Annotated in this window: 26 protein-coding genes; 21 read left to right on the top strand and 5 right to left on the bottom strand. The window is 69.0% G+C overall.

Going from position 1 to position 22,544, the window contains the following annotated elements:
• Position 1 precedes the first annotated feature (1 nt).
• Complete coding sequence (locus tag AB0269_RS09565) at positions 2-913, bottom strand: hypothetical protein (RefSeq protein WP_366210972.1); 912 nt, start codon at positions 911-913, stop codon at positions 2-4.
• A gap of 271 nt (positions 914-1,184) precedes the next feature.
• Here AB0269_RS09565 and AB0269_RS09560 point away from each other — a divergent pair, with 271 nt between their 5' ends.
• Both AB0269_RS09560 and AB0269_RS09555 read left to right on the top strand, forming a co-directional pair.
• Positions 1,185-1,805 carry an acyl-CoA synthetase gene (locus AB0269_RS09560; RefSeq protein ID WP_366210971.1) on the top strand — a complete coding sequence of 207 codons (621 nt, stop codon included), beginning with the start codon at positions 1,185-1,187 and terminating at the stop codon, positions 1,803-1,805.
• On the top strand, positions 1,802-2,173 hold the full coding sequence (locus AB0269_RS09555; RefSeq protein WP_366210970.1) for a hypothetical protein: 372 nt from the start codon (positions 1,802-1,804) through the stop codon (positions 2,171-2,173). Before AB0269_RS09560 ends, AB0269_RS09555 begins: the two co-directional genes overlap by 4 nt.
• A 127-nt stretch (positions 2,174-2,300) precedes the next feature.
• Here the strand turns inward: AB0269_RS09555 and purB are convergent, their stop codons facing one another.
• Complete coding sequence (gene purB, locus AB0269_RS09550; RefSeq protein ID WP_366211457.1) at positions 2,301-3,683, bottom strand: adenylosuccinate lyase; 1,383 nt, start codon at positions 3,681-3,683, stop codon at positions 2,301-2,303.
• Positions 3,684-3,706: 23 nt separating this feature from the next.
• Positions 3,707-4,231 carry a low molecular weight protein-tyrosine-phosphatase gene (locus AB0269_RS09545; RefSeq protein ID WP_366210969.1) on the bottom strand — a complete coding sequence of 175 codons (525 nt, stop codon included), beginning with the start codon at positions 4,229-4,231 and terminating at the stop codon, positions 3,707-3,709.
• A 147-nt stretch (positions 4,232-4,378) separates the two neighbouring features.
• On the opposite strand from AB0269_RS09545, the gene AB0269_RS09540 reads away from it, so the two are divergent.
• Together AB0269_RS09540 and AB0269_RS09535 are read left to right on the top strand one after the other, a co-directional pair.
• Positions 4,379-4,642 carry a hypothetical protein gene (locus AB0269_RS09540; RefSeq protein ID WP_366210968.1) on the top strand — a complete coding sequence of 88 codons (264 nt, stop codon included), beginning with the start codon at positions 4,379-4,381 and terminating at the stop codon, positions 4,640-4,642.
• A complete protein-coding gene (locus AB0269_RS09535; protein ID WP_366210967.1) occupies positions 4,639-5,913 on the top strand; it encodes a hypothetical protein in 1,275 nt (424 codons plus the stop codon). The genes AB0269_RS09540 and AB0269_RS09535 overlap by 4 nt, the downstream gene beginning before the upstream one ends.
• A 6-nt stretch (positions 5,914-5,919) precedes the next feature.
• Here AB0269_RS09535 and AB0269_RS09530 read toward each other — a convergent pair whose 3' ends face one another.
• Positions 5,920-6,321: a phage holin family protein gene (locus AB0269_RS09530; RefSeq protein ID WP_175987645.1), complete on the bottom strand. Its 402-nt coding sequence runs from the start codon at positions 6,319-6,321 to the stop codon at positions 5,920-5,922.
• 69 nt (positions 6,322-6,390) lie between these two features.
• Here AB0269_RS09530 and AB0269_RS09525 point away from each other — a divergent pair, with 69 nt between their 5' ends.
• From AB0269_RS09525 to AB0269_RS09510, 4 genes are all read left to right on the top strand, one after another.
• Entirely contained in the window at positions 6,391-7,461 is a 1,071-nt protein-coding gene (locus AB0269_RS09525; RefSeq protein ID WP_366210966.1) for a histidinol-phosphate transaminase, read from the top strand.
• A gap of 83 nt (positions 7,462-7,544) precedes the next feature.
• The gene (locus AB0269_RS09520; RefSeq protein ID WP_366210965.1) at positions 7,545-8,672 is read left to right on the top strand and encodes a thiamine pyrophosphate-dependent dehydrogenase E1 component subunit alpha; all 1,128 of its coding nucleotides are present in this window, start codon (positions 7,545-7,547) and stop codon (positions 8,670-8,672) included.
• Positions 8,669-9,649, top strand: a complete 981-nt coding sequence (locus AB0269_RS09515; protein WP_366210964.1) for an alpha-ketoacid dehydrogenase subunit beta — start codon at positions 8,669-8,671, stop codon at positions 9,647-9,649. Before AB0269_RS09520 ends, AB0269_RS09515 begins: the two co-directional genes overlap by 4 nt.
• Positions 9,650-9,768: 119 nt before the next feature.
• The gene (locus AB0269_RS09510) at positions 9,769-11,106 is read left to right on the top strand and encodes a dihydrolipoamide acetyltransferase family protein (RefSeq protein WP_366210963.1); all 1,338 of its coding nucleotides are present in this window, start codon (positions 9,769-9,771) and stop codon (positions 11,104-11,106) included.
• A gap of 286 nt (positions 11,107-11,392) precedes the next feature.
• On the opposite strand, the gene AB0269_RS09505 is transcribed toward AB0269_RS09510, so the two are convergent.
• Positions 11,393-12,496, bottom strand: coding sequence for an IS110 family transposase (locus tag AB0269_RS09505; RefSeq protein ID WP_366210962.1), 1,104 nt, complete (start codon positions 12,494-12,496; stop codon positions 11,393-11,395).
• 189 nt (positions 12,497-12,685) lie between these two features.
• On the opposite strand from AB0269_RS09505, the gene AB0269_RS09500 reads away from it, so the two are divergent.
• From AB0269_RS09500 to AB0269_RS09440, 13 genes are all read left to right on the top strand, one after another.
• Complete coding sequence (locus AB0269_RS09500; RefSeq protein ID WP_366210961.1) at positions 12,686-13,684, top strand: zinc ABC transporter substrate-binding protein; 999 nt, start codon at positions 12,686-12,688, stop codon at positions 13,682-13,684.
• Positions 13,681-14,520, top strand: a complete 840-nt coding sequence (locus AB0269_RS09495) for a metal ABC transporter ATP-binding protein (protein WP_366210960.1) — start codon at positions 13,681-13,683, stop codon at positions 14,518-14,520. The genes AB0269_RS09500 and AB0269_RS09495 overlap by 4 nt, the downstream gene beginning before the upstream one ends.
• Positions 14,517-15,407, top strand: a complete 891-nt coding sequence (locus AB0269_RS09490) for a metal ABC transporter permease (RefSeq protein ID WP_366210959.1) — start codon at positions 14,517-14,519, stop codon at positions 15,405-15,407. Before AB0269_RS09495 ends, AB0269_RS09490 begins: the two co-directional genes overlap by 4 nt.
• A gap of 10 nt (positions 15,408-15,417) precedes the next feature.
• Complete coding sequence (locus AB0269_RS09485) at positions 15,418-15,831, top strand: Fur family transcriptional regulator (protein WP_366210958.1); 414 nt, start codon at positions 15,418-15,420, stop codon at positions 15,829-15,831.
• Positions 15,828-16,856 carry a permease gene (locus AB0269_RS09480; RefSeq protein ID WP_366210957.1) on the top strand — a complete coding sequence of 343 codons (1,029 nt, stop codon included), beginning with the start codon at positions 15,828-15,830 and terminating at the stop codon, positions 16,854-16,856. Before AB0269_RS09485 ends, AB0269_RS09480 begins: the two co-directional genes overlap by 4 nt.
• Positions 16,849-17,616: a TIGR03943 family protein gene (locus AB0269_RS09475; RefSeq protein ID WP_366210956.1), complete on the top strand. Its 768-nt coding sequence runs from the start codon at positions 16,849-16,851 to the stop codon at positions 17,614-17,616. Before AB0269_RS09480 ends, AB0269_RS09475 begins: the two co-directional genes overlap by 8 nt.
• Positions 17,606-19,288, top strand: coding sequence for an Ig-like domain-containing protein (locus tag AB0269_RS09470; RefSeq protein WP_366210955.1), 1,683 nt, complete (start codon positions 17,606-17,608; stop codon positions 19,286-19,288). Before AB0269_RS09475 ends, AB0269_RS09470 begins: the two co-directional genes overlap by 11 nt.
• Positions 19,288-19,962, top strand: a complete 675-nt coding sequence (locus tag AB0269_RS09465) for a DNA-3-methyladenine glycosylase (protein WP_366210954.1) — start codon at positions 19,288-19,290, stop codon at positions 19,960-19,962. Before AB0269_RS09470 ends, AB0269_RS09465 begins: the two co-directional genes overlap by 1 nt.
• A 134-nt stretch (positions 19,963-20,096) precedes the next feature.
• Entirely contained in the window at positions 20,097-20,333 is a 237-nt protein-coding gene (gene rpmB / locus AB0269_RS09460; protein ID WP_025102729.1) for a 50S ribosomal protein L28, read from the top strand.
• On the top strand, positions 20,333-20,503 hold the full coding sequence (gene rpmG, locus AB0269_RS09455) for a 50S ribosomal protein L33 (protein ID WP_046014935.1): 171 nt from the start codon (positions 20,333-20,335) through the stop codon (positions 20,501-20,503). Before rpmB ends, rpmG begins: the two co-directional genes overlap by 1 nt.
• 2 nt (positions 20,504-20,505) lie before the next feature.
• A complete protein-coding gene (gene rpsN / locus AB0269_RS09450; RefSeq protein WP_175987619.1) occupies positions 20,506-20,811 on the top strand; it encodes a 30S ribosomal protein S14 in 306 nt (101 codons plus the stop codon).
• Positions 20,812-21,069: 258 nt separating this feature from the next.
• The gene (locus tag AB0269_RS09445) at positions 21,070-21,891 is read left to right on the top strand and encodes a DUF559 domain-containing protein (RefSeq protein ID WP_366210953.1); all 822 of its coding nucleotides are present in this window, start codon (positions 21,070-21,072) and stop codon (positions 21,889-21,891) included.
• A gap of 324 nt (positions 21,892-22,215) precedes the next feature.
• The gene (locus AB0269_RS09440; protein WP_017203554.1) at positions 22,216-22,503 is read left to right on the top strand and encodes an HU family DNA-binding protein; all 288 of its coding nucleotides are present in this window, start codon (positions 22,216-22,218) and stop codon (positions 22,501-22,503) included.
• Positions 22,504-22,544: the final 41 nt, after the last annotated feature.

The following is a 22,544-nucleotide window of genomic DNA, read 5'->3' as shown; positions in this document are numbered from 1 at the left end:
CTCAGTCCCGGTCGTCGTAGCCCCAGCGGTGCAGCAGCATCCCCGGTCCCCAGTTGCGGCGGACCTCGTGGATGGCGGTGGCGCCGTCGAGGTACTGATCCGCGACCTCCGTGCCGTCCGGCGTCTCCTCCACCGCCTCGATCCAGGCCGGCAGGGCGTCGGGATGGAACCGGGTCCACAACAGCACGTCGCGAGCGTTGCGCGCGACGCCGTGACCTGTCTCGCGCATGCCGGGATACTCGGGAGGGAACTCGAGCTTCCACTCGATCATCGTGGTCTGCGCCGGGCCGAGGGGGCGCTCGAGCTCGATCATCACGCCGTGCACCTGGCCGGTGGGATGCGAGTGCCGCCGCGCGATGCGACCGCCCGACAACATCGTGAACGTCGGTGCGGGAACCGGCTGGTCGGGCGTGAGGTCGAGGTAGGGAACGTGCGTGATGGTGCCGGAGGTGGATTGGAGGATCGTGCGGGTGGTGCGCGAGATCACGAAGCCGTCCGCACCGACCTCGGTCACGGCGTGCGTCGAAACGTCGCGTCCTGGATCCATAACGGGCGACCCGAGAGCGATGAACGTCTCCGCGACCGCCTTCTCCAGGCGCGCCTGCTCGAGCGGGTACTGCGGGGTGCCCAGCGGACCTACCCGCTGGGTCGGGCCGATCAGCGAAAGCAGTGCGCCCGTCTCGAGACGCAGCAGCGACTCGAGCTGTTCTACCGCGGCGAGCGACTGCGGACCCTCGGGACGCCGCGCACCCGAACGCCAGTAACTGAGCGTGGCCCCCGAGACGGGGTTCCCGTTCGCGGCGAGACGCTCGCGCAGCCACGTCAGGGTGACCTCTCGTGCGTCGATCGCCGCGCGCAGCGTCGCGGAGAAATCGGCACGCGAACCGTTGGTGGCAGGATCCTGCGCTGGCATCACAGCCCTCCCCGGGGTATGTGACGAACGACGAAGTACTGTCGAGCATACGACCAGAAGAGGGCGCCGCGGGCCCGAGGCACCCGTCGACGGTCGAGTGGACGGATCGTCGCAGCTGGGGTGAGATTCTGCGCACGACTCGGCCGACGCAGTGCCTCCTGCGTGCGTCGCGGGGCTCGGAGTCGATCTGGGGAGGATCCCGAGCCCCGCGTCAGCGTCCGCCGTTCGCCCCCGCGTAGACTGGAGAGACCACTCCGACCGAGGATTCGTCATGTCTGCCCCTGCTCGCACGTTCACCGTGCGCCACATCCAGTTGCTGCGCGCGCTGTTCGCGGCGGCCGCGGCGCTCATGATCACCTTCTCGCCCGATCACTCAGCAGCGATCGGCTTCTCAGTGTTCGGCGGCTTCGTCGCCGCGAGCGGGTTCATCCTCATCCTCGGCGCATGGGTGGTGGCATCCGCCGGCCACCGGTGGCCGTTCATCCTGCTCGCCGCGATCGATCTCGCCGCGGCGATCGTCAGCGGCATCCCGACGTGGCGCACCGACTCGGCGTTCTTCATCGTCCTGATCATCTGGGCGGCGGCATCCGGTCTCGTCGAGCTCATCGCCGGCCTCCGCGAGCGCCGCACCGAGCCCGCCGCGAAGGACGCGATCGTCGTCGGCGCGCTCGGCCTCGTGCTCGCCGTCGTGCTCCTGCTCATCCCGGCGAACTACGCGCTGCAGTACGTGGTTCCGGGGGCCGGGGAGCTGACCCTCACCGGGATCATCCTCGCCGTCGGCATGTTCGGCGGATACTCCGCGATCGTCGCGGTCTTCCTCGCGATCGCCGGTTTCTCACCGCGCCGCAGCGTGCCGGCGCAGGATTCGACCACGGCGGGAGGCGCCGCATGAGCGACAAGAAGTCCACCCGCCGCGAACTGCTGCGCCCGCTGCACCTGCTCGGGATCGCGCTGGCGGCCGGCATCTTCGCCGCCGTCGTCACCCTCGTCTCGACCGGTGCGTTCACCGCACGCGTCAACAACGCGATCGCCAGCGGCACCTACCAGGGACTGACCCCGGTCGGCCTCGGGCTCGTGATCGGCGGCGGTGCGTTCATCGTGACGCTGCTGATCCTCTCGATGCTCATCCTCGCCGTCGACCCGCGTCAGTACGAGGAGCAGACCCTCGACCGACCGGTGCTGTTCGACGAGGACGCTGATGCCCCCGCCACCGGCCCCGAGGCGAGCGGCCGCGACGCCACCGGCCCAGACCCCGCCTGACCGCCGATTCCCGGCCTCGAAAGAAGACTTTCGGGGCTATCTCCGCGTCGGCAGCCCCGAAAGTCTTCTTTCGAAGCGCGGCCGAGGCCCGAAGCGCGGCCGGGCGCGGCCGACGCGGCGCGGGGAGCTACTGCGCGAGACGCTCGGCGAGGCCCGTGTACGTCGCGGGGGTGAGGGCGAGCAGACGCCGCTTCGCGGCATCCCCGATCTCGAGGCCCTCGACGAACTCCGCCAGCTCCGCTGCGCCCACGCGGTGACCGCGAGTGAGCTCCTTCAGCAGCGCGTACGGATCGCTGATCGTCGAACGACCGGCCACCACCTCGGCACGGATGACGGTCTGGATGGCCTCCGCGAGGACCTCCCAGTTGTGGTCCAGGTCGTCCAGCAGCACCTCGCGGGCGAGGGAGATCTCGCCGAGACCGCGGCGCAGGTTGTCGAGCGCGAGCAGCGAGTGCCCGAACGCGACGCCGATGTTGCGCTGCGTGGTCGAGTCGGTGAGGTCGCGCTGCAAGCGCGAGGTGACCAGCGTCTGCGACAGCGAGCCGAGCAGGGCCGCCGAGAGCTCGAGGTTCGCCTCGGCGTTCTCGAACCGGATCGGGTTGATCTTGTGCGGCATCGTCGACGAGCCGGTGGCGCCCGCGACCGGGATCTGCGTGAAGTAGCCGATCGAGATGTAGGTCCAGACGTCGGTGGCGAGGTTGTGCAGGATGCCGCCGACGTGACGCACGCGGTCGTACAGCTCGACCTGCCAGTCGTGCGACTCGATCTGCGTCGTGAGCACGTTGAAGCCCAGCCCCAGGCCCTCGACGTACTCGCGGGCGACCTGGGGCCAATCCACGGAAGGGTCGGCCGACAGGTGCGCCGACCAGGTTCCGGTCGCGCCCGAGAACTTCGCGAGGTAGTCGGATGCCGCGATCTGGGCGCGCACGCGCTCCAGACGCCACGCGAACACCGCGAGCTCCTTGCCCATGGTCGACGGGGTCGCGGGCTGGCCGTGCGTGCGGGAGAGCATCGCGGCATCCGCGTGCTCCACGCCGAGTTCACGGAGCTTCGCGATCACGGCATCCAGTGCCGGCAGCCAGACGTTCTCGACCGCGCGCTTGACGGTCAGCGCGTACGAGACCGAGTTGATGTCCTCGCTCGTGCAGGCGAAGTGCGTGAGTTCGGCGATGGCGTCCAGGCCCAGAGCCGAAAGCCGGTCGCGCACGAGATACTCGACGGCCTTCACATCGTGGCGGGTGACCGCCTCCTTCTCGGCCAGCCAGTCGATCTCGGCCTGGCCGAAGTCGCGGTAGAGGCCGCGCAGCTGCTCCTTGACGTCGTCGGAGAGCGGCGACGTCTCGAACAGCGAACGGTCGGTCAGCGCGATCAGCCACTCGACCTCGACCTCGACGCGGGCGCGGTTCAGTCCGGACTCGGAGAGGTAGTCGCCGAGCGGAGCGACGGCAGGACGGTAACGGCCGTCGAGGGGGCTGAGCGGCTGGACGGGGAAGGCGTTCGGGGAAGTCAGGGGAATCCTCCTGATCGGGCCCCTCAGATCCGGGGCATCGTGCGGGGCGTGCGGCTCTGACGCAGGGCGGGTTCGAGCTGTCGGAACAGGCCTCGGGTCGCCGTCTCAATCATAGCCAGCACCGAATCGAACATCGCGGCGTCGGCGTAGTAGGGGTCGGGGACGTCCAGGCCGTCCGCGTCGCGGTCGTACGACAGCAGCAGCGTGACCTTGCCCTCCTGGTCGTCGTCGCGCGCCCACTGCTTCAGGATGCGCTCGTGCGTGCGGTCGAGGGCGACGACGAGGTCGTTCTCGGCGAAGGAAGCCGCGGTGAACTGCTTCGCGCGATGGTTCGACCCGTCGTAACCGCGGCGCTCGAGCGCCGCGAGGGTGCGGGAGTCGGCGCGCTCGCCGACGTGCCATTCGCCGGTGCCGGCGCTGCTGGAGGCGATCAGCGGGCCGAGTCCCTGGTGCTCGGCGAGGTCGCGGAACACGGCCTCGGCCATGGGGGAGCGACAGATGTTGCCCGTGCACACGAAGATGACGCGGAAGGGGTCTGTCGGGGACACTCGTCCATTCTGCCGGTCGATACTGTCGTGCACACCTTCCGTCGCCGATTTCCGTCCTGTTCTGCACCGCACCGGATCGACGGGAGCTCTGCACGGGTCGCGGGTTTGCCGTGCCGGCGGGACGCGGTGACAGTGGATGCTGGCGACATGCTCGATTACGCCCCCGCCGAGGCCTGGTCCTCCGACGCCCTGTGGTCCTGGTTCTCCGCCCAGCGCGCCGTTCTCGACGCGATCGTCGCCCTGGAGGACGCCGGCGCCGCACTGCCTCCGCTCATCGATGCGACTCGGTGGCACGCCCAGGGCGTGATGGCCCTCCACGAGCTCATCATCGAGACGCGGGCCAGGACGGCATCGGAGCTCGGTGAACTGCACACCCGGGCCTGGGAGATCTCGAGTCTGGCGGGATCGTGAGCGACGAACTCGAGATCATGCACGGCGGCGCGATCGCCGTCGATTCGGATCAGCTGCGTGCGGTGGCGGAAGCCCTCGTCGCGCTCGCCCCCGGGTTCGCGAATGCCGCGTCGGCGGTCCGGCGGGCGCACGCGTGGCTCATGGTGCTTCCATCGGTGTCGCTGCGGGTCGACACGTCGGCGTTGTGGGCGAGTGCGGATCGGCTGAGCGCCCTGCACGAGGAGTGCCGGAGCGCAGGGGAGAACACCCGGCTCATGGCCGACGTGTACGAGCTCGTCGAGCGCCGGGCCGAGCTGAGCGCGCTGGAGATCCAGGGGATGACGGTGCCCGAGGCCCTGTACGACCGGATCGACGAACTGGTCGATTCGGATCCCCGCGTGGCGGAGATGGAGGTGTGGCTGCTGGCGGCGTGGAAGAACGATCGGTTCGACGGGCTGGACGAGCAGTTCGACCCGGAAGGGCTCGGTCAGGGGCCGATCGTGGGCCCGCTCTTCGCGGCGGCCGCTGCCGCGGGCGCCAGGGGCTTCGGCCGGATCCCTCCCGGTACGACTCTGGCGGGGAGCGCCGGGCCGGTGTCTGTGACGCCGATCAGGACCGGCTCTCCGGCTGCTCCTCCCGGCAGCCTGGCCGAGGGGCTGGGTCGCATTCCAGAGGGATCGGCTGCTCAACTCAAGGTCGAGAAGTACACGATGCCCGACGGAAGCAAGAAGTTCGTACTCTATTCGAAGGGCACGCAGCCGTCTCTCGACCCGAAAGAGCCGTTCGACATGCGCTCCAACATCGATCTGTACTTCCGGCAGGAGTCCGCCTCGTACGTCGCCACCACCGAGGCGCTCGCCGCCGCGGGCGCCGAGCCGGGCGACGAGATCCATGTCTACGCGCACTCGCAGGGCGCCATGAACGCCGCCTATCTGGTGTCGCAGAGCGAGTACGACGTGTCGGTGATGGTCACGGCGGGAAGCCCGGTCCATGTGACGGCGGACGAGGGCCGGCTCCTCGTCGAGGTGCGCCATCCCGACGACATCGTGAACTCGCTCGCCGGCGGCGGTCGCCCGGACGGCAGCGGGTCACCCGACAGCGTCGTCATCTCGCGCGACGGCAGCCCGATCGACATGGGACTGCCGGCGCACATGCTCGACAACTACATCGAGACCGCGGCGCTCGCCGACCAGTCCGGCGATGTGCGACTGGAGGCCTGGCGCGAGAAGGCCAATGAGTTGACGCGGGCCGTCTCGATCGAGTCGACGGAGTACGTCGCGAAGCGGGAGTGACGCGGGTCAGTCGCGGCGCTTGCGCTTCTGCGGGCGGAGGATGGCGCCGAACACGGCGTTGATGATCGAGATGATGATCGCGGCCAGCACGCCCCACCAGAAGCTCCCGACGGAGAGCCCCCATCCGAAGCCGGACGTGATCCAGGCCGTCAGCCAGAGCAGGAACCCGTTGATCACCAGGCCGATCAGGCCGAGCGTCAGGATGTACAGCGGGAACGCCACGACCTTGATCACCGTGCCGATGATCGTGTTGACGAGGGCGAAGATCGCACCCACCGCGAGCAGCGTGAGCACGAGCTGCAGCGTCTCGCCGGGCGGGAACGCGACGATCGCGACCTGCAGGGCGGGGATCAGCGTCACCACCCAGATGGCGAACGCGTTGATGACGACTCGGATGATGAAGCGCATGGTGGGTTCAGTCTCGCATGGTGTCAGCGTCTGTGGTGGGCATGATCGCCGAGTCCATAGACTGACGACGTGACCGAGCCGATCCTTCCCCGCATCCGCCCCGAGATCGCCGCCCTGGCGCCGTACCGGCAGGGCAAGCAGGCGGGCCCCGACGCGTTCAAGCTCTCCAGCAACGAGAACCCGTTCGCGCCGCTGCCGTCGGTGCTCGAGGCGCTGCAGGGCACCACTCCGATCAACCGGTACCCGGATGCTTCGGCCACACGTCTGCGCGAGCGTCTCGGCGCGCGCTACGGCGTCGGCGTCGACAACGTGCACGTCGCGAGCGGCAGCGTCGCGATCCTGTACCAGCTCGTTCAGGCCGCGGCATCCGCGGGCGATGAGATCGTCTACGCCTGGCGCTCCTTCGAGGCCTACCCCGGACTCGTCCTCGTCGCGGGCGCCACAGGCGTGCAGGTGCCGCTCACCGGCGACGGCCGGCACGACCTCGACGCCATGGCGGATGCCGTGACCGACCGCACCCGCGCGATCATCGTCTGCACGCCGAACAACCCCACCGGGCCCATCGTCACGAGCGCCGAGTTCGAGGCGTTCGCGAACCGGGTGCCGCAGGACGTCCTCATCATCCTCGACGAGGCCTACGCCGAGTTCGTCACCGCCCCCGACGCCGTCGACGGCCTCGGCGAGCGCGTGTTCGAGAAGCACCCGAACGTCGTCGTGCTGCGCACGTTCTCGAAGGCGTACGGGCTCGCCGGGCTCCGCGTCGGCTACGCGATCGGCCACGCCAAGGTCCTGGATGCCGCCCGCTCCACCGGCATCCCGCTGTCGGTCACGTCGGCCGCCGAGGTCGCGGCGATCGCGAGTCTGGATGCCGAGGCCGAGCTGCTCGAACGCGTCGCCGTGCTCGTCGAGCGGCGCACGGCACTCGCCGAGGGCCTGCGCGCCCAGGGCTGGGACGTCCCCGACGCTCAGTCGAACTTCGTATGGCTGCCGACGGGTGAGCGGACGGACGAGATCGCCGAGGCGTTCCGCGCCGCCGACATCATCGTCAGGCCGTTCTCCGGCGACGGCATCCGCATCTCCGTCGGTGAGGAGGCGTCCATCGAGACGGTGCTCCGGGTGGCCGCCGCCGCGCGCTCCTGAGCGCCATTCTCCGGATTCCGGGCACTTGCAAGGGCGTCCTAGCTATGCGTGACGGGGCATGCGAAGGTGGCTAGCGTGGAACGGTGACCTCGTCAGAGACCGAATTCGTACGCGTCCTGGAGGCGGACGGCAGCTATGCGCCGAACGCCGCCGCCGAGCAGTACCTGCCGCTGATCGACGCGATCAGCGACGCCGAGCTCGAGCAGTTCTACCGCGACATGGTGGTGATCCGGGCCATCGACACCCAGGCGACGAACCTGCAGCGTCAGGGTCAGCTCGCGCTGTGGCCGCCGAGCCGGGGGCAGGAGGCGGCCCAGGTCGGATCCGCCCGTGCCGCCCGCGCCCAGGACACCGTCTTCCCCTCATATCGCGAGCACGCCGTGACCCGCATCCGCGGCGTCGATCCGCTCGGCATCATCAAGCTCATGCGCGGTGTCTCGCACGGCGGATGGGACCCGACCGATCCCGCCAACGGCAACACCCGCCTGTACACGCTCGTGCTCGGATCGCAGACCCTGCACGCCACGGGCTACGCCATGGGCCTCGCGTTCGACGGCCGCAGCGGCACCGGCGACCCTGAGCGCGACGAGGCGGTCATCGTCTACTACGGCGACGGCGCATCCAGCCAGGGCGACGTGCACGAGGCCATGGTGTTCGCCGCGAGCTACCAGGCGCCGACCGTGTTCTTCCTGCAGAACAACCAGTGGGCGATCTCGGTTCCGGTCTCGACCCAGACGCGGGTGCCGTTCGCGCAGCGCAGCAGTGGATACGGCATCCCGAGCGTGCGCGTGGACGGCAACGACGTGCTCGCCAGCTACGCCGTCTCGCGGGTGGCGCTCGACGAGGCACGCGCCGGCAAGGGTCCGCGCGCGATCGAAGCCGAGACGTACCGGCTCGGCGCGCACACCACGAGCGACGATCCGACCAAGTACCGCACGAGCGACGAGGAGCGGTCGTGGGAGCAGCGCGACCCGATCGCGCGCATGCGGGCGTTCCTCGCCGGCAGGGGCGCCGCGGAGTCGTTCTTCGACGACGTGGATGCCGAGGGCACGGCCGCCGCGGACGATCTGCGTGTGCGTACCCTCGAGCTCGGGCCGCCGCCCGCGAACACGGTGTTCGACCATGTCTACAGCGAGCCGCATCCGCTGATCGCCGAGCAGCGCGCCTGGCGCGAGCAGTACGAGGCATCGTTCGAAGGAGGCCAGTCATGACGCTCGAGGCGATGCCGTTCGCGAAGGCGCTCAACGCCGGACTGCGCAAGGCCATGGAGGACGACCCGAAGGTCCTGCTCATGGGCGAGGACATCGGAAAGCTCGGCGGCGTCTTCCGCATCACCGAGCACCTGCAGCGCGACTTCGGCGACAGGCGCGTGCTGGACACGCCGCTCGCCGAGTCGGGGATCGTCGGCACGGCGATCGGCATGGCGATGGCCGGGTTCCGACCCGTCATCGAGATCCAGTTCGACGGGTTCGTCTTCCCCGCGTTCGACCAGATCACGACGCAGCTGGCGAAGCTGACGAACCGGCACGAGGGCGCCGTGTCGATGCCGATCGTCATCCGCATCCCGTACGGCGGGCACATCGGCGCCGTCGAGCACCACCAGGAGAGCCCCGAGGCGTACTTCGCGCACACCCCGGGTCTGCGGGTGGTGTCGCCGTCGACGCCGAACGATGCGTACTGGATGATCCAGGAGGCGGTCGCGTCGAACGACCCGGTCATCTTCATGGAGCCCAAGAGCCGCTACTGGCAGAAGGGCGAGGTCGATCTCGAGCAGTCGGCGGTTCCGCTGCACACCTCGCGCGTCGTCCGCACCGGCACCGACATCACGCTCGTCGGACACGGGGCGATGGTCACGACGCTGCTGCAGGCGGCCGCGATCGCCGAGGGCGAGGGAACGAGCTGCGAGGTCGTCGACGTGCGTTCGCTGTCGCCGGTCGACTACGGCCCGATCCTGGACTCGGCACGCAAGACCGGCCGCATGGTCTACGCGCAGGAGGCGTCGGGCTTCACGAGCGTCGGCAGCGAGATCGCCGCCACGGTCATGGAGCGCGCGTTCTACGCGCTCGAGGCGCCCGTGCTGCGGGTGTCGGGCTACGACACCCCGTTCCCGCCGGCGAAGCTCGAGGGAACGTTCCTGCCGGATGCCGACCGCATCCTCGAAGCCGTCGACCGCTCGATGGCCTACTGAAACAACTCACTCATGTTCACAACTCCTCAGGAATGGGCGCATCTCCGCACGGAGAGCGCCGCGGCGGCGGGTTTCCCCCGATCTTTGAGGAGTTGTGAACGGGCACGAGAGGATCAACGATGAGCACGCAGAACTTCAACCTCCCCGACGTCGGCGAAGGCCTGACCGAAGCCGAGATCGTGGCGTGGAAGGTCGCCCCCGGTGACACGGTCGCGATCAACGACGTGCTCGTCGAGATCGAGACGGCGAAGTCGCTCGTCGAGCTGCCGTCGCCGTATGCCGGGGTGATCGGCGAGATCCTCGTGAGCGAGGGGACCACGGTCGAGGTCGGCTCTCCGATCATCAGCTTCGTGTCGGATGCCGCGCCCGCGACGACTCCGCCGAACCCCGCCCCGGCGGGCGAGGAGACCGGGGGGTCGGTCCTCGTCGGCTACGGAACGGGTGCGGGGGCGACCTCGCGACGCAGCCGCCCCGCTGTGCGTCCGGTGCGATCCTCCGTCGGGGTCATCGCGAAGCCCCCGATCCGCAAGCTCGCCCGCGACCTGGGCGTCGACCTGTCCTCCGTCACTCCGACCGGAGCCGACGGCGAGGTCACCCGTGACGACGTGGTGGGCCACGCCGCGCAGGCGAGTGTCTTCCGCAACATCGAGACGCCCGAGTGGGGCGATGTGCGCGAGGAGATCGTGCCGGCGCCGGCGGCGTCTCCGATCGGCCTGTCGCGCGGCTCCGGGCCGGCCCGGCCGGGAGGAGACGCGGATCGCACGGAGTCGATCCCCGTGAAGGGTGTGCGCAAGGTGACGGCGGCCGGGATGGTGCGCAGCGCCTACACCGCTCCGCACGTGACGGTGTGGAAAGAGGTCGACGCGACCCGCACGATGGAGCTCGTCAAGCGGCTGAAGGCGTCGCCCGACTACGCGGACATCCGGGTCTCGCCGCTGCTCATCGTCGCCCGCGCTGTGATCTGGGCAGTGCGCCGCAATCCGATGGTCAACGCCGCATGGGTCGAGACCGAGGACGGCGCCGAGATCGCCGTGCGCCACTACGTGAACCTCGGCATCGCCGCGGCGACCCCGCGCGGACTGCTCGTGCCGAACATCAAGGACGCGCAGGAACTGAGCATGAAGGACCTCGCCCGGGCGCTGAATCGTCTGACCCTCACCGCTCGCGACGGCAAGACTCCTCCCGCCGACCAGCAGGGCGGCACGTTCACGATCACCAACATCGGTGTCTTCGGGATGGACGCGGGCACCCCGATCATCAACCCCGGCGAGGCGGGCATCCTCGCGATGGGCACGATCAGCCAGAAGCCGTGGGTCGTCGACGGCGAGGTCCGCCCACGCTACGTCACGACCGTCGCGGGTTCCTTCGACCACCGCGTCGTCGACGGCGACGGCATGAGCCGCTTCATCGCCGACGTCGCCGCGATCCTCGAGGAGCCGGCGCTGCTCGTCGACTGATATGTAGGGCTTTCTGTCAAGTGGGCGGGGTGAAGCGCCGCCGGGCTGGCTGCTCGGCGGCGCTTCGTCGTCCGCGGGGTGCGGGGCCGGGTGTGCGGCGTGTCTTTCGACGCGTGGTCAGTCTGATATTCGCGGGTTGGTTACCGCAGGACCCTGTTTCGGCGAGAGCATCCGAGCTTGTCTGAGGTCGAGCGTGACCGCCCGGGGCGGTTGCTCACAGTCGAATCGCTGGTGTTCTCTTCACGCTGCATGCGTTCCGGTCTGCGTTCCGGGACGGGCTCCAGGGTTAGTCCATGGCGGCCAGGGACCAGCACCAGCCGGCGAGTTCGCGGGCGATCGCGGTGTTCGCGACGGTGTGCTTCTTGTGTTTCGCGGACAGCACCAGCCAGCGGTGGTGGAGGCGCCGGTTGCCGGCGTCTCCGCGGGCTGCGGCGGGGGCGGGCGCGCTCGCCCACCGGTCCTGCATGACCTTCCCGATCCGGTAGGGGTGCTTGTGATGCCAGGCGGACTCGATCAGCAGCCGGCGGGCGTGGGTGTTCCCGGTCTTGGTGATCGGGCCCAACGACCTGGACCCGCCCGAGGAGTGCTCGGACGGCACCAGCCCCAGGTAAGCGGCGATGCTCGACCCGGTGAAACGATGCCAGTCCCCGATCTCGACCGCGAGAGCGAATCCGGTCAGCGTCGAGATCCCCCGCAGACACCCCAACCGTGTTGTGACTGCGGTGAACTCCGAGTCCGCCGCCATGACGGTGATGTCCCGGTCCAGACGGTCCCTGCGGGCGACAATCTGCGTCACCGCGTCATAGCCCGCGTCGAACGCCGCCAGCGTCCCGATACCCGCGCCATCCAGCCCGTCGCGGCGTTCCGCGCGCAGCCAGCGGTCGTGGTCTCGACTCCAGGTGCTGGTTCCGGCATAGACGATCCCGCGCCGCAGCAGAAGCTTCGACAGCCGATGCCGGGCAGCCATCAGCTCCACCCGAACATCATCACGTGCCCGCACCAGGTCCCGGGCGGACTCTTCCGCCTCGGTCGGCACTCGCACCGCGACCAGTTCGTCCATCCGCAGCAACCGGCCCAGCAGCAGCGCATCACGCGCGTCGGTCTTGATCCGATCCCCAGCCGGCCGGATGATCTTCGACGGTGCCGCGACCGTCACCGCGACCCCCGCCGCGTCGAGTTTCCGTGCCAGCCCGAACCCCGTCGGACCCGCCTCATACGCGACATGCACCGGGCCCAGCCGGACCCGGATCTGCGTCACCCACGCGACCACCTCCACGGTCGCGGCGGGCAATCGCGCCTCGATCACCTCACCTGTCGACGTGTCGATCGCCGCCGCTCGCACGCTCCGCGCGTGCACATCCAAACCAATCGCCGTACGCTCGTTGAACACCAGGGCCTCCGCTGCATGTCGGCATCCCGTGCCACTCACGAGATGATCCACGAATCTGCACCGTGAGGCCCTGGCCCACAAGAGCATCAGAACCCCACACTCATAGGGTCTGATGCCGTGCGGGGCAATTCTCATGCCGCCTATTTCCTCGTGTTGAGAATGGTTATCATTAGCGTGTAGCATCGGAGCATGCACAAGTTCCGCGCTGCCGTCATCCTGTCCGCATCCGCCCTCGTCCTGGCCGGATGCTCGACGACGGCGAGCGCCGGCAGCGGCGAGGGCGACGGCGTCATCCGCATCACGGCATCCACGAACGTCTACGGCTCCCTCGTCGCGCAGATTGGCGGAGACCGTGTGGACGTGACCACGATCATCGACTCGGTGACCCAGGACCCGCACTCCTACGAGGCGACCGCCCGCGACCGCCTCGCCATCGCCGACGCCGACCTCGTCATCGAGAACGGCGGCGGCTACGACGCGTTCATCGACACGCTCCTCGACGGGGCAGACGCCCACGTGTTCACGGCCGCCGAGTTCTCGCACGACTACCCGGGCAATGCGGGGCACGACGACGAGGCGACCGAAGAGAGCCACGACCACGCCGAGGAGGAAGGCCACGACCACGAGGGCGAAGAGGGCCACGAAGGACACGACCACATCGAGGGCTTCAACGAGCACGTCTGGTTCGACCCGCACACCATGATCCACGTCGTCGAGGGCCTCGCCGAAGAGCTCGGCGAGATCGACCCCGACGGCGCCGCCGATTTCACGGCCGCCGCCGACGAGATCATCGCCGACATCGAGAGTGCTGAGGCCGAACTCGAGACGATCAAGACCGAGGCTGACGGCGCCGGTGTGTTCATGACCGAGCCGCTGCCCGGATACATCGCCACAGCCGCCGGTCTCACCGACCTCACCCCAGAGGGGTTCGCCGAGGCCGTCGAAGAGGGCAGCGATGTCGCGCCCGCCACGCTGCTCGACGCGCTCGACGTCATCGAGAGCGGTGACGTGAAGGTGCTGCTCACCAACGCGCAGACCGGCGGGGCCGAGACCGAGCGGGTCGAGCAGGCGGCGAAGGATGCCGGCATCCCGGTCGTCGCTTTCAGCGAGCTGCTCGAGGACGGATCGTCGTACTCTGAGTGGATGCACGACGCGATCCAGAGCCTCGCCGACGCACTCTCTTCGTGAGTGCGGGCACCCTTCGACAGGCTCAGGGACCGGTGCGGACCCCGATCCTCGAGATCGCGGGCGCTGCGCTCCGGCGCGGAGAGCGCGAGCTGTGGTCGGGGCTCGACCTGACCGTCGAACCGGGGGAGTTCATCGCTGTCCTCGGGCCGTCCGGCTCTGGCAAGACGACGCTGATGCGGGCGATCCTCGGCCTGCAGCCGTTGAGCGCCGGCAGCATCCGGGTCGCCGGGCAGCCGGTGCAGCGCGGCAATCCGCGAATCGGCTACATCCCCCAGCAGCGCCCCCTGCCGCCCGACACGAGCATGCGGGCCCGCGACGTCGTCGCCCTGGGGGTCAACGGCACGCGCTTCGGCCTGCCGATCCCGCGCCGCGGCGATCGTGCCCGTGTCGACGCGCTGCTCGAGGGCGTGGGCGCCGCGCACTTCGCCGACCGCCGCGTCGGCCTGCTCTCCGGCGGCGAACAGCAGCGTCTCCGGGTCGGCCAGGCGCTCGCCGACGAGCCCACGCTGCTGCTGTGCGACGAGCCGCTGTCGAACCTCGACCTCGCCAATCAGGTCGGCGTGACCGAGATCATCGACCGGCAGCGGCGCGAGCGCGACGCCGCCGTGCTGTTCGTCACGCACGACATCAACCCGATCCTGGGGCGGGTCGACCGCATCCTCTACATCGCCGGCGGCCGCTTCGTACTCGGCACCCCTGACGAAGTGCTGCAGAGCCGCGTGCTCACCGACCTCTACGGCACGCCCGTGTTCGTCCTGCGCGCCGGCGACCGCCTGGTCGTCGTCGGAGCCCCGGATGCCACGCCCCACCACGACCACGACGAGGACGAAGCATGATCGTGCCCGCGTTCGACTGGAGCGACATCTTCTCCTTCCAGGACTACGGCGCCCTCGTCGCGCTGCTGGCGAACTCGATCATCGCCGGCGCCGTGCTCGGCGTCGTCGGCGGTCTCATCGGCGTCTTCGTCATGCAGCGCGACCTCGCCTTCGCCGTGCACGGGGTCAGCGAGCTGTCGTTCGCGGGTGCCGCCGCGGCCCTGCTGCTCGGCGGAAGCGTCGTCGCCGGCTCCCTGGGCGGCGCGCTCGTCGCCGCCATCCTCATCGGCATCCTCGGCTCGAAGGCCCGCGACCGCAACTCCATCGTCGGCGTCCTCATGCCGTTCGGTCTCGGCCTGGGCATCCTGTTCCTGTCGCTCTACGACGGACGCAGTGCCAACCGCTTCAGCCTGCTCACCGGGCAGATCGTCTCGGTCTCGAGCCCCGACCTCGGCTGGCTCATCGGCATCAGCGCGTTCGTGCTCGTCGCGCTCCTACTGATGTGGAATCCGCTGCGATTCGACTCGCTCGACCCGGTCGCCGCCTCCGCCCGCGGCATCCCGACCCGCTTCGTGAGCCTCGCGTTCATGGTGCTGCTGGGCCTCATCGTCGCCGTCAGCGTCCACATCATCGGCGCGCTGCTCGTCATGGCGCTGCTCGTGACTCCCGCCGCCGCTGCGATGCGCGTCACCGCAGGCCCCCTGGCGGTGCCGCTGCTGGCCGCCCTGTTCGGTTTCGTGTCCGCGGTCGGCGGCATCCTGCTCGCACTCGCCGGCACTCTGCCGGTGAGCCCGTACATCACGACGATCTCGTTCCTCATCTACGCAGGATGCTGGACCACCCAGCGCATCCGCGGACGCGTGCGCCGTGCCGGCTCTCCCAGGCCCGGCACAACGCTTCCGGCCTAGAATCAAGGGCATGGCTCAGCGGAACACCTGGCAGCGCGAACGCGTGCGTGAGGCGCTCTCGGACGCGCGCGGATTCGTCAGCGCGCAGACCCTGCACGCCACCCTCCGCGACGAGAACACCGGCATCGGACTGGCCACCGTCTACCGCGCCCTGTCCGGGCTCGCGGCATCCGGCGACGCCGACTCGCTGCAGAGCCCCGAGGGCGAAGCCCTCTACCGCGCCTGCTCGACCGAGGGCCACCACCACCACCTCATCTGCCGTTCGTGCGGGCTCACCGTCGAGATCGAGGCCAAGGACGTCGAGGCCTGGGCCCAGCGGACTGCCGCGCTGCACGGATTCAGTGAGGCCGAGCACGTCGTCGACATCTTCGGGCTGTGCACGCCCTGCGCCAAGAAGCGCGCAGGCGCCGAAGGCGCCGCGTGAGCACGGCGACCGCGACGCGTCAGCCGTCCCATCGACCGCCGGTACGGCGCTCGCCGTGGATCGGGGTGGGCATCGGCGTCGTCGTCATCGCCGCACTGTTCCTCATCGACCGGTTCGCCCCGACGCTCTTCCAGGACTCCCTGCCCGACCGGGCGCAGGACGGACTCACCCTCGCTCTCAGCGTGCTCATCGAGGCGCTGCCGTTCGTCGTCCTGGGCGTCGTGCTCTCGATCGTCGTGCAGGTGTGGCTGCCGCCGGATCTCATCCACCGCTGGCTGCCGCGCGCCGGATGGGGCCGTCGTGCCGTTCTCTCGCTGCTCGGGATGCTGATCCCGGTGTGCGAGTGCGGAAACGTGCCGTTCGCCCGCGGCCTGATGATGCGAGGGCTCGCCCCGGCCGAGGCTCTGACGTTCCTCATCGCGGCGCCCATCGTCAACCCGATCGTCATCATCACCACGCACGCGGCGTTCGGCTTCGACGGCGGCATCCTCGTCATCCGCCTCATCGGCGGCTACCTCATCGCGAACCTCATCGGATGGATCTACAGCCGCCACCCCGATCCCGACGCGCTGCTCACCCGCCAGTTCACGGCGACGTGCGAGCGGGTCGTGCACGAGCACGGCACGCCGACCCGCCGGAGCCTCACGCAGTTCCTCATCGAGCTGCGCGCGGTGATGCCGGCGCTCGTGATCGGATCGGCGCTCGCCGGAGCCGTGCAGGTGCTCGTGCCCCGCGACGCCCTGCTCGCGATCGGCTCGAACCCCGTGCTCTCGATCGTCGCGATGATGGCGCTCGCGATGACCGTGGCGATCTGCTCGAACGTCGACGCGTTCTTCGCGCTGTCCTTCGCGTCGACGTTCTCGTCGGGAGCCCTCATCGCGTTCCTCCTCGTCGGCCCGCTCGTCGACATCAAGATGCTCGCGCTGCTGCGCACGACCTTCACCGCCCGCACGCTCGTCGGCATCGTCGCCGTCGTGCTCACGAGCGCCTTCGCGATCGGGATCGGGGTGAACGTCTTTGGCTGAGTCCTCCTCCCGGTGGGCAGCGGTCGGCAACCGCTGGCTCGGTATCGGCCTCGCGGTCGTCATCTCGATCGTCACGCTCGGCCTCGCCGTCACCGGGCAGCTCACGCTCTACATCAGCCCCGAGTCGATCTGGTTCGCGTGCGCGGGCGCCGTCGTCGTCATCCTCGGCGCGATCTGGTCGTTCGCGCTGCCGCTCGGCGCGGAATCCGACCACGGTCACGATCACGGCGACATCGACGCGTCCGCCGAGCCGTCGCGCCGCCCGCTGGCGCTCGCCGGCACCGTCTCCGCCGGAGTCGTCGCGACCGGCGTCGTCGTCGCGGCGCTCGTCCTGCCGCCGGCGTCGCTGTCGGTGCAGCTCGCCCTCTCGCGAGCGGATGCCGGAGGCACGCTGTTCGCCGGCGCCGACACCCCGACCCTCGGGGTCGCCGACACCACGACGTTCGGGATCGGCGAATGGTCGAGCGTGTTCGCGACCGCCTCGCGCCCCGAGGCGTATGACGGCTCGCCCGTCACCCTGGTCGGCTTCGTCACGCCGGGCGAATCGGATGCCGTGAACCTCACCCGCATGATCATCACGCACTGCGTGATCGACGCGCAGCCGGCCGCGGTGCCGGTGACGATGGATGCCGGTGAGTTCGGAACCGGACAGTGGATCGAGGTCACCGGGACGGTCAAGGCGGACGACGACGGATCGCTGCGCGTGCTCCCCACGTCCGTCGAGGCCGTGGACGAGCCGAAGGACCCGTATGAGTACTGACGACCAGCCCGGCCGTCCGCAGACCCGCGCCGAGGCCCGCGCCGCGCGCGAGGCGGCGGAGCGCGAGGCGGCTGAGCGCGAGGCGACCGAGGCTGCGATTCCCGAGATCCCGAAGGCTCCTGAGGACATGCGGCTTCGACTCCCTCCGGTCGCTCAGCCCGTTTCGGCTTCGGCTGCTGCGCAGTCTCCGCGCAACGACCCGCAGGAGGATAGCCCCGCGCGGGGCTCCCATCGGGGGTCGTTGAGCGAGCGCAGCGAGACGAAACGGGCTGAGCGAGCCGCAGGCGAGTCGAAGCCGGTACCAGCACCCGACCGCCGCTTCCTCATGACGATGCTCGCGGTGGTCGGCGTGCTCGTCGTCATCGCCGGCGGCCTCGGGGCCGTCAGCCTGTTCCAGGGTCCGCGCATCAGTCAGGTGAAGGTCGACCCGGCGGAGGCGATCCAGGTCTCCGGCAGTCGCGTCATCCTCACCGCGAACCAGTCGCTGCAGCAGATCGACGAGTCGCAGGTGACCGTCGAGCCCGCCGTCCCGTTCACGGTGGATGCCGCCGGGCGCAGCATCGGCATCCGATTCACCGTTCCGCTCGACGACGCGACCGACTACACGGTCTCGGTCGCGGGCGTCACCGGCGAGGGTGGTGGACCGGCATCCGACCTGCGCACATCCTTTTCGACGCCGGCATCCGAGGTCTTCCTGCTCAACCGATCCGACGAGGACGACTCGATCTTCCGCACCGACCTCTCAGGCGAGAATGCGGTGCCGGTGGTCACGCATGCCCGCATCAATGACTACCGCGCGACGGCCACGTCGCTGGTCGTCGCGGTCGAGGACGACGACGGATCGCGCGTGCTCGTGATGGACCACCAGGGCGAGCAGGTGCACGAGCTGACCCTGCCGGGCGACGGATACGTCAGCTCGGTGCAGGTGTCCGACCGTGGCGGGCTGGTGGGGTACATCTACTCCGATCGGACGATCACGGAGGACAGCGGCCGGGCGAGTGTCCTGGTGACCCAGCTGCTCAGCGGCGACGACGAGCCGCGCATCGTGGAGGTCGGCGGCGAAGAGGCGAGCATCGCCGAATGGCAGTTCGTGCCCGATTCCGCCGCCGTGCTGTTCATCGACTTCGCCGGGACTCTGTCGCTCGACGACCGCTCCGGCGACGCCGGAGCTCAGAACATGGGGATCGCGATGCGGCTGCTCGGGGTCTCTCGCGGCACCTACACCGCGATCGTCGAGCGCGCCGACCAGAGCATCGTGGAGCTGAACCTGGCCGACGGCTCGGAGACGCCGCTGGAGGCATCCGATCCGGACTACGGGCCTGCGACGACGATCTCGCCGTTCCCCGGCGGAACCCTGCGCCACATCGTCGCGCGCGACGAGGACGGTCTGCCGACCGGACAGGCGATCATCCGCGTGGACGACGACGGCGCGGCCGAGCCGATCATCGAGGTGCCCGCGGGCAACGCGATCCTGCAGGCGTGCCCGTCGCCGAGCGGTCAGTACGCGGCCGTGACGATCGCCCCGAACCTCGTCGACAACGCATATGACGACATGCTCGTGCCGCTGCCGACCACGCTCGAGACCCACCTGATCGATCTCCGGTCGGGTGAGGAGCTGGTCGCTCTGACCGGTTTCGACGTGTCGTGGTGCCAGATGGCGCCGGCGTTCTGATGCGGCGCGCGCAGCGCTCAGACCTCGAAGGCCTGCCGCTCGAGGTCGCTCCGCGTTTGCTCGGAGCAGAGCTGCGCACGGTTGTCGATGCCACCGAGGTGCGGCTGCGCATCACCGAGGTCGAGGCGTATCACGGTCAGGGGACAGGCGATGTGCCCGACCCCGGTTCGCACGCCCGTATGGGCCGGACCGCCCGCAACGACACCATGTGGGGCGAGCCGGGTCACCTGTACGTGTACCTCAGTCACGGCATCCACTCGTGCGTCAATGTCGTGTGCGGTCCGGAGGGCCTCGCAGGCGGTGTGCTGCTCCGCGCAGGTGCGGTGACCTTCGGGGCGGATGCCGCGGCATCCCGTACGGCCACCGCGACGCGCGCCGGCCGCGCAGGGCGCGATCTGGCGCGAGGTCCGGGGCGGTTCGGGCAGGTGTCGGGGCTGCGCCATCCCGTGCACGACGGCATCGACGCCGTCACCGGCGAGCCGCTCGCGGGGGCGACCGCGGAACTGTGGTGGGGCGATGCGCGGATCGACGTCGTGTCGGGCCCGCGGGTCGGGGTGGCCGGGTACGCGGGGACGAATGCCTTCCCCTGGCGCTTCTGGATCGACGGCGATCCGACCGTCTCGCCGTTCCGCTGGGGCCGTGGCGCGGCCGAAGCGCAGGCCGTGCTAGACTGACTCCTTGTCTGTGCACACTCCTGTGCGCAGTTCGTGTGCCGCTCGATCGCTGAGCCTGTCGAAGCGTCGGCGGCGCGCAGACAAGGGATCTTGGGTGAGGCCGTCCGGTCTCACGGTAATGAAGGAGTAATCACATGGCAGCAGTGTGCCAGGTGACTGGAGCAGTTCCCGGCTTCGGTCACAATGTCTCGCACTCGCACCGCCGGACGAAGCGCCGCTTCGACCCGAACGTGCAGAAGAAGACCTATTTCGTTCCGTCGCTCGGTCGTAAGATCACGCTCAACGTGTCCGCCAAGGGCATCAAGGTGATCGACGCCCGCGGCATCGAGAACGTCGTCAAGGACCTCCAGGCGAAGGGTGTGAAGCTCTAATGGCCAAGAAGGCTCAGGACGTCCGTCCGATCATCAAGCTGCGTTCGACGGCAGGCACCGGTTACACCTACGTGACCAAGAAGAACCGTCGTAACACCCCCGACCGTCTCGTGCTGAAGAAGTACGACCCGGTGGTCCGCAAGCACGTCGAATTCCGCGAGGAGCGCTAAACATGGCGAAGAAGAGCAAGATCGCTCGCAACGAGCAGCGCAAGGTAATCGTCGCCCGCTACGCGGAGCGTCGTGCCGAGCTGAAGAAGACTCTGGTCGACCCGAACGCGACCGACGAGGCCCGCGAGGCCGCACGCGTCGGCCTGCAGAAGCTGCCGCGCAACGCATCGCCGGTTCGCGTGCGTTCGCGTGACGCCATCGACGGACGCCCCCGCGGAATGCTGACGAAGTTCGGCATCTCCCGTGTGCGCTTCCGTGACATGGCCCACCGTGGCGAGCTGCCCGGTGTGACCAAGTCGAGCTGGTAAGCACCGCTTTGTGAGGGGCGAGGATCTTCGGATCCTCGCCCCTTTCGCGTTCCCGGCATCCTGCTTGCCCGCCGCCGCGAACGGGAGGACTTCACACGAACCGGAGGGCGCGGATGCGGCATCCCGTCCTCCGTTTCGTGTGAAGTCCTCCGTCTCCGCGTCGCGCATTTCTCCTGCACAGGTGCGGCACGTTGCGCATTTCTGTCCGATCGTGGGATCCCGCGGGCACCCCCGCGCACCGACGGGCATCCTCGAACGATGGATCCCATCGCACAGTTGCGGGAACGCGGCGGAATCGCGCGAACGAACACCCTGTTGCTCGACGGAGCGAGTCCGCACGCGCTGCGCAAACTCAAAGAGTCGGGACGAATTCAGACCGTTCGCAACGGCTGGGTCGCACTTCCGGATGCCGATCGCATGAAGATCACCGCCGTGAAGCGAGGCGTCATCCTCAGTTGCGTGACGCTCGCGGAGCGAAGCGGTCTCTGGGTGCCGGACGGCTCACGGATCCACGTCGCGGCCGCAGCGCACTCGGGACGCGTCGACCCCGGAGGTGCGGTCGTCCACTGGGCTCGACCGGTCGTACCCAGGAACCCGGACGCGTGCGAGGACTCTCTCGTGAACGCCCTGGTTCTCGTAGCGATCTGCCGTCCGTTCGAAGAAGCCCTTGTCATATGGGAGTCAGCCCTCAACAAACAGCTGACGGACCGTGAGGCGATCGCTCGGCTGCCGTTGCCACCGGCCGCGCTGGCGGTGTTGGAATCTGCGCGGCCGTTCGCGGATTCCGGACTCGAGACGATGGTGATCCACCGACTGCGGTGGCTGAGGCTGCGTCTGCTTCCGCAGGTGTGGATCCTCGACCGGCCCGTCGACGTCCTCATCGGCGACCGGCTCGTGCTGCAGATCGACGGCGGGCACCATGTCGGTCGGCAGCGCACCAGCGACATCGAACACGATGCGCGCCTCAAACTGCGCGGCTATCACGTCATCAGGGTCGGATACGACCAAGTGATGAATCAGTGGCCGCAGGTACAGGCCCTGATCATGGATGCCGTCGCTCAAGGGCTGCACCTGGGCTGAGTCGCGGTTCTCGACCCCAATCCTTGCACTGCGCACCCGCGAAACGGAGGAGTTTGCTCGAAGCGGAGGGTGCGGATGCGGCATCCACTCCTCCATTTCGTGAGATCTCCTCCGCTTCGGCGGATCGCTGCGGCCGCGCAGCACGCCCCGAAACGTGTGACGGATGTGACTGATGTGACTCGACACGCCTGAAAAAACCTCAAAACCCGCGAAATGACGCGGAAACACGGGTGTCGGTTGGTACATTCGAGGCGGTCGATCGACCAGGAGCATCCGCTCCGACAAACACGACAATGCGACGTGACATCGTCGCTGGAGGATGACATGGCTGACAAGTCCATCACCAAGACCGAGCTCGTCGCGAGCATCGCTTCCGCCACCGGCCAGAGCCAGGCCACCGTCTCGGGCGTCCTCGACTCGCTCTTCGCCACGGTCTCGGACGCTGTTGCCAAGGGCAGCAAGGTCTCGATCCCGGGCTGGATCTCGTTCGAGCAGGTCGACACCGCTGCCCGCACCGGCCGCAACCCGCAGACCGGCGCCGAGATCAAGATCCCGGCCGGCAAGCGCGTCAAGGTGACCGCAGGCTCCAAGCTCAAGGCTGCCGTCAAGTAAGACTGCTCCCTCTCACGAAGGCCGTCCCGATCGGGGCGGCC

The sequence above is a fragment of the Microbacterium sp. NPDC077644 genome, assembly GCF_040702785.1.
Lineage (GTDB): Bacteria > Actinomycetota > Actinomycetes > Actinomycetales > Microbacteriaceae > Microbacterium.
Note: the sequence above shows the minus strand (reverse complement) of the source record. Positions and strands in the feature narration are given on the sequence as shown.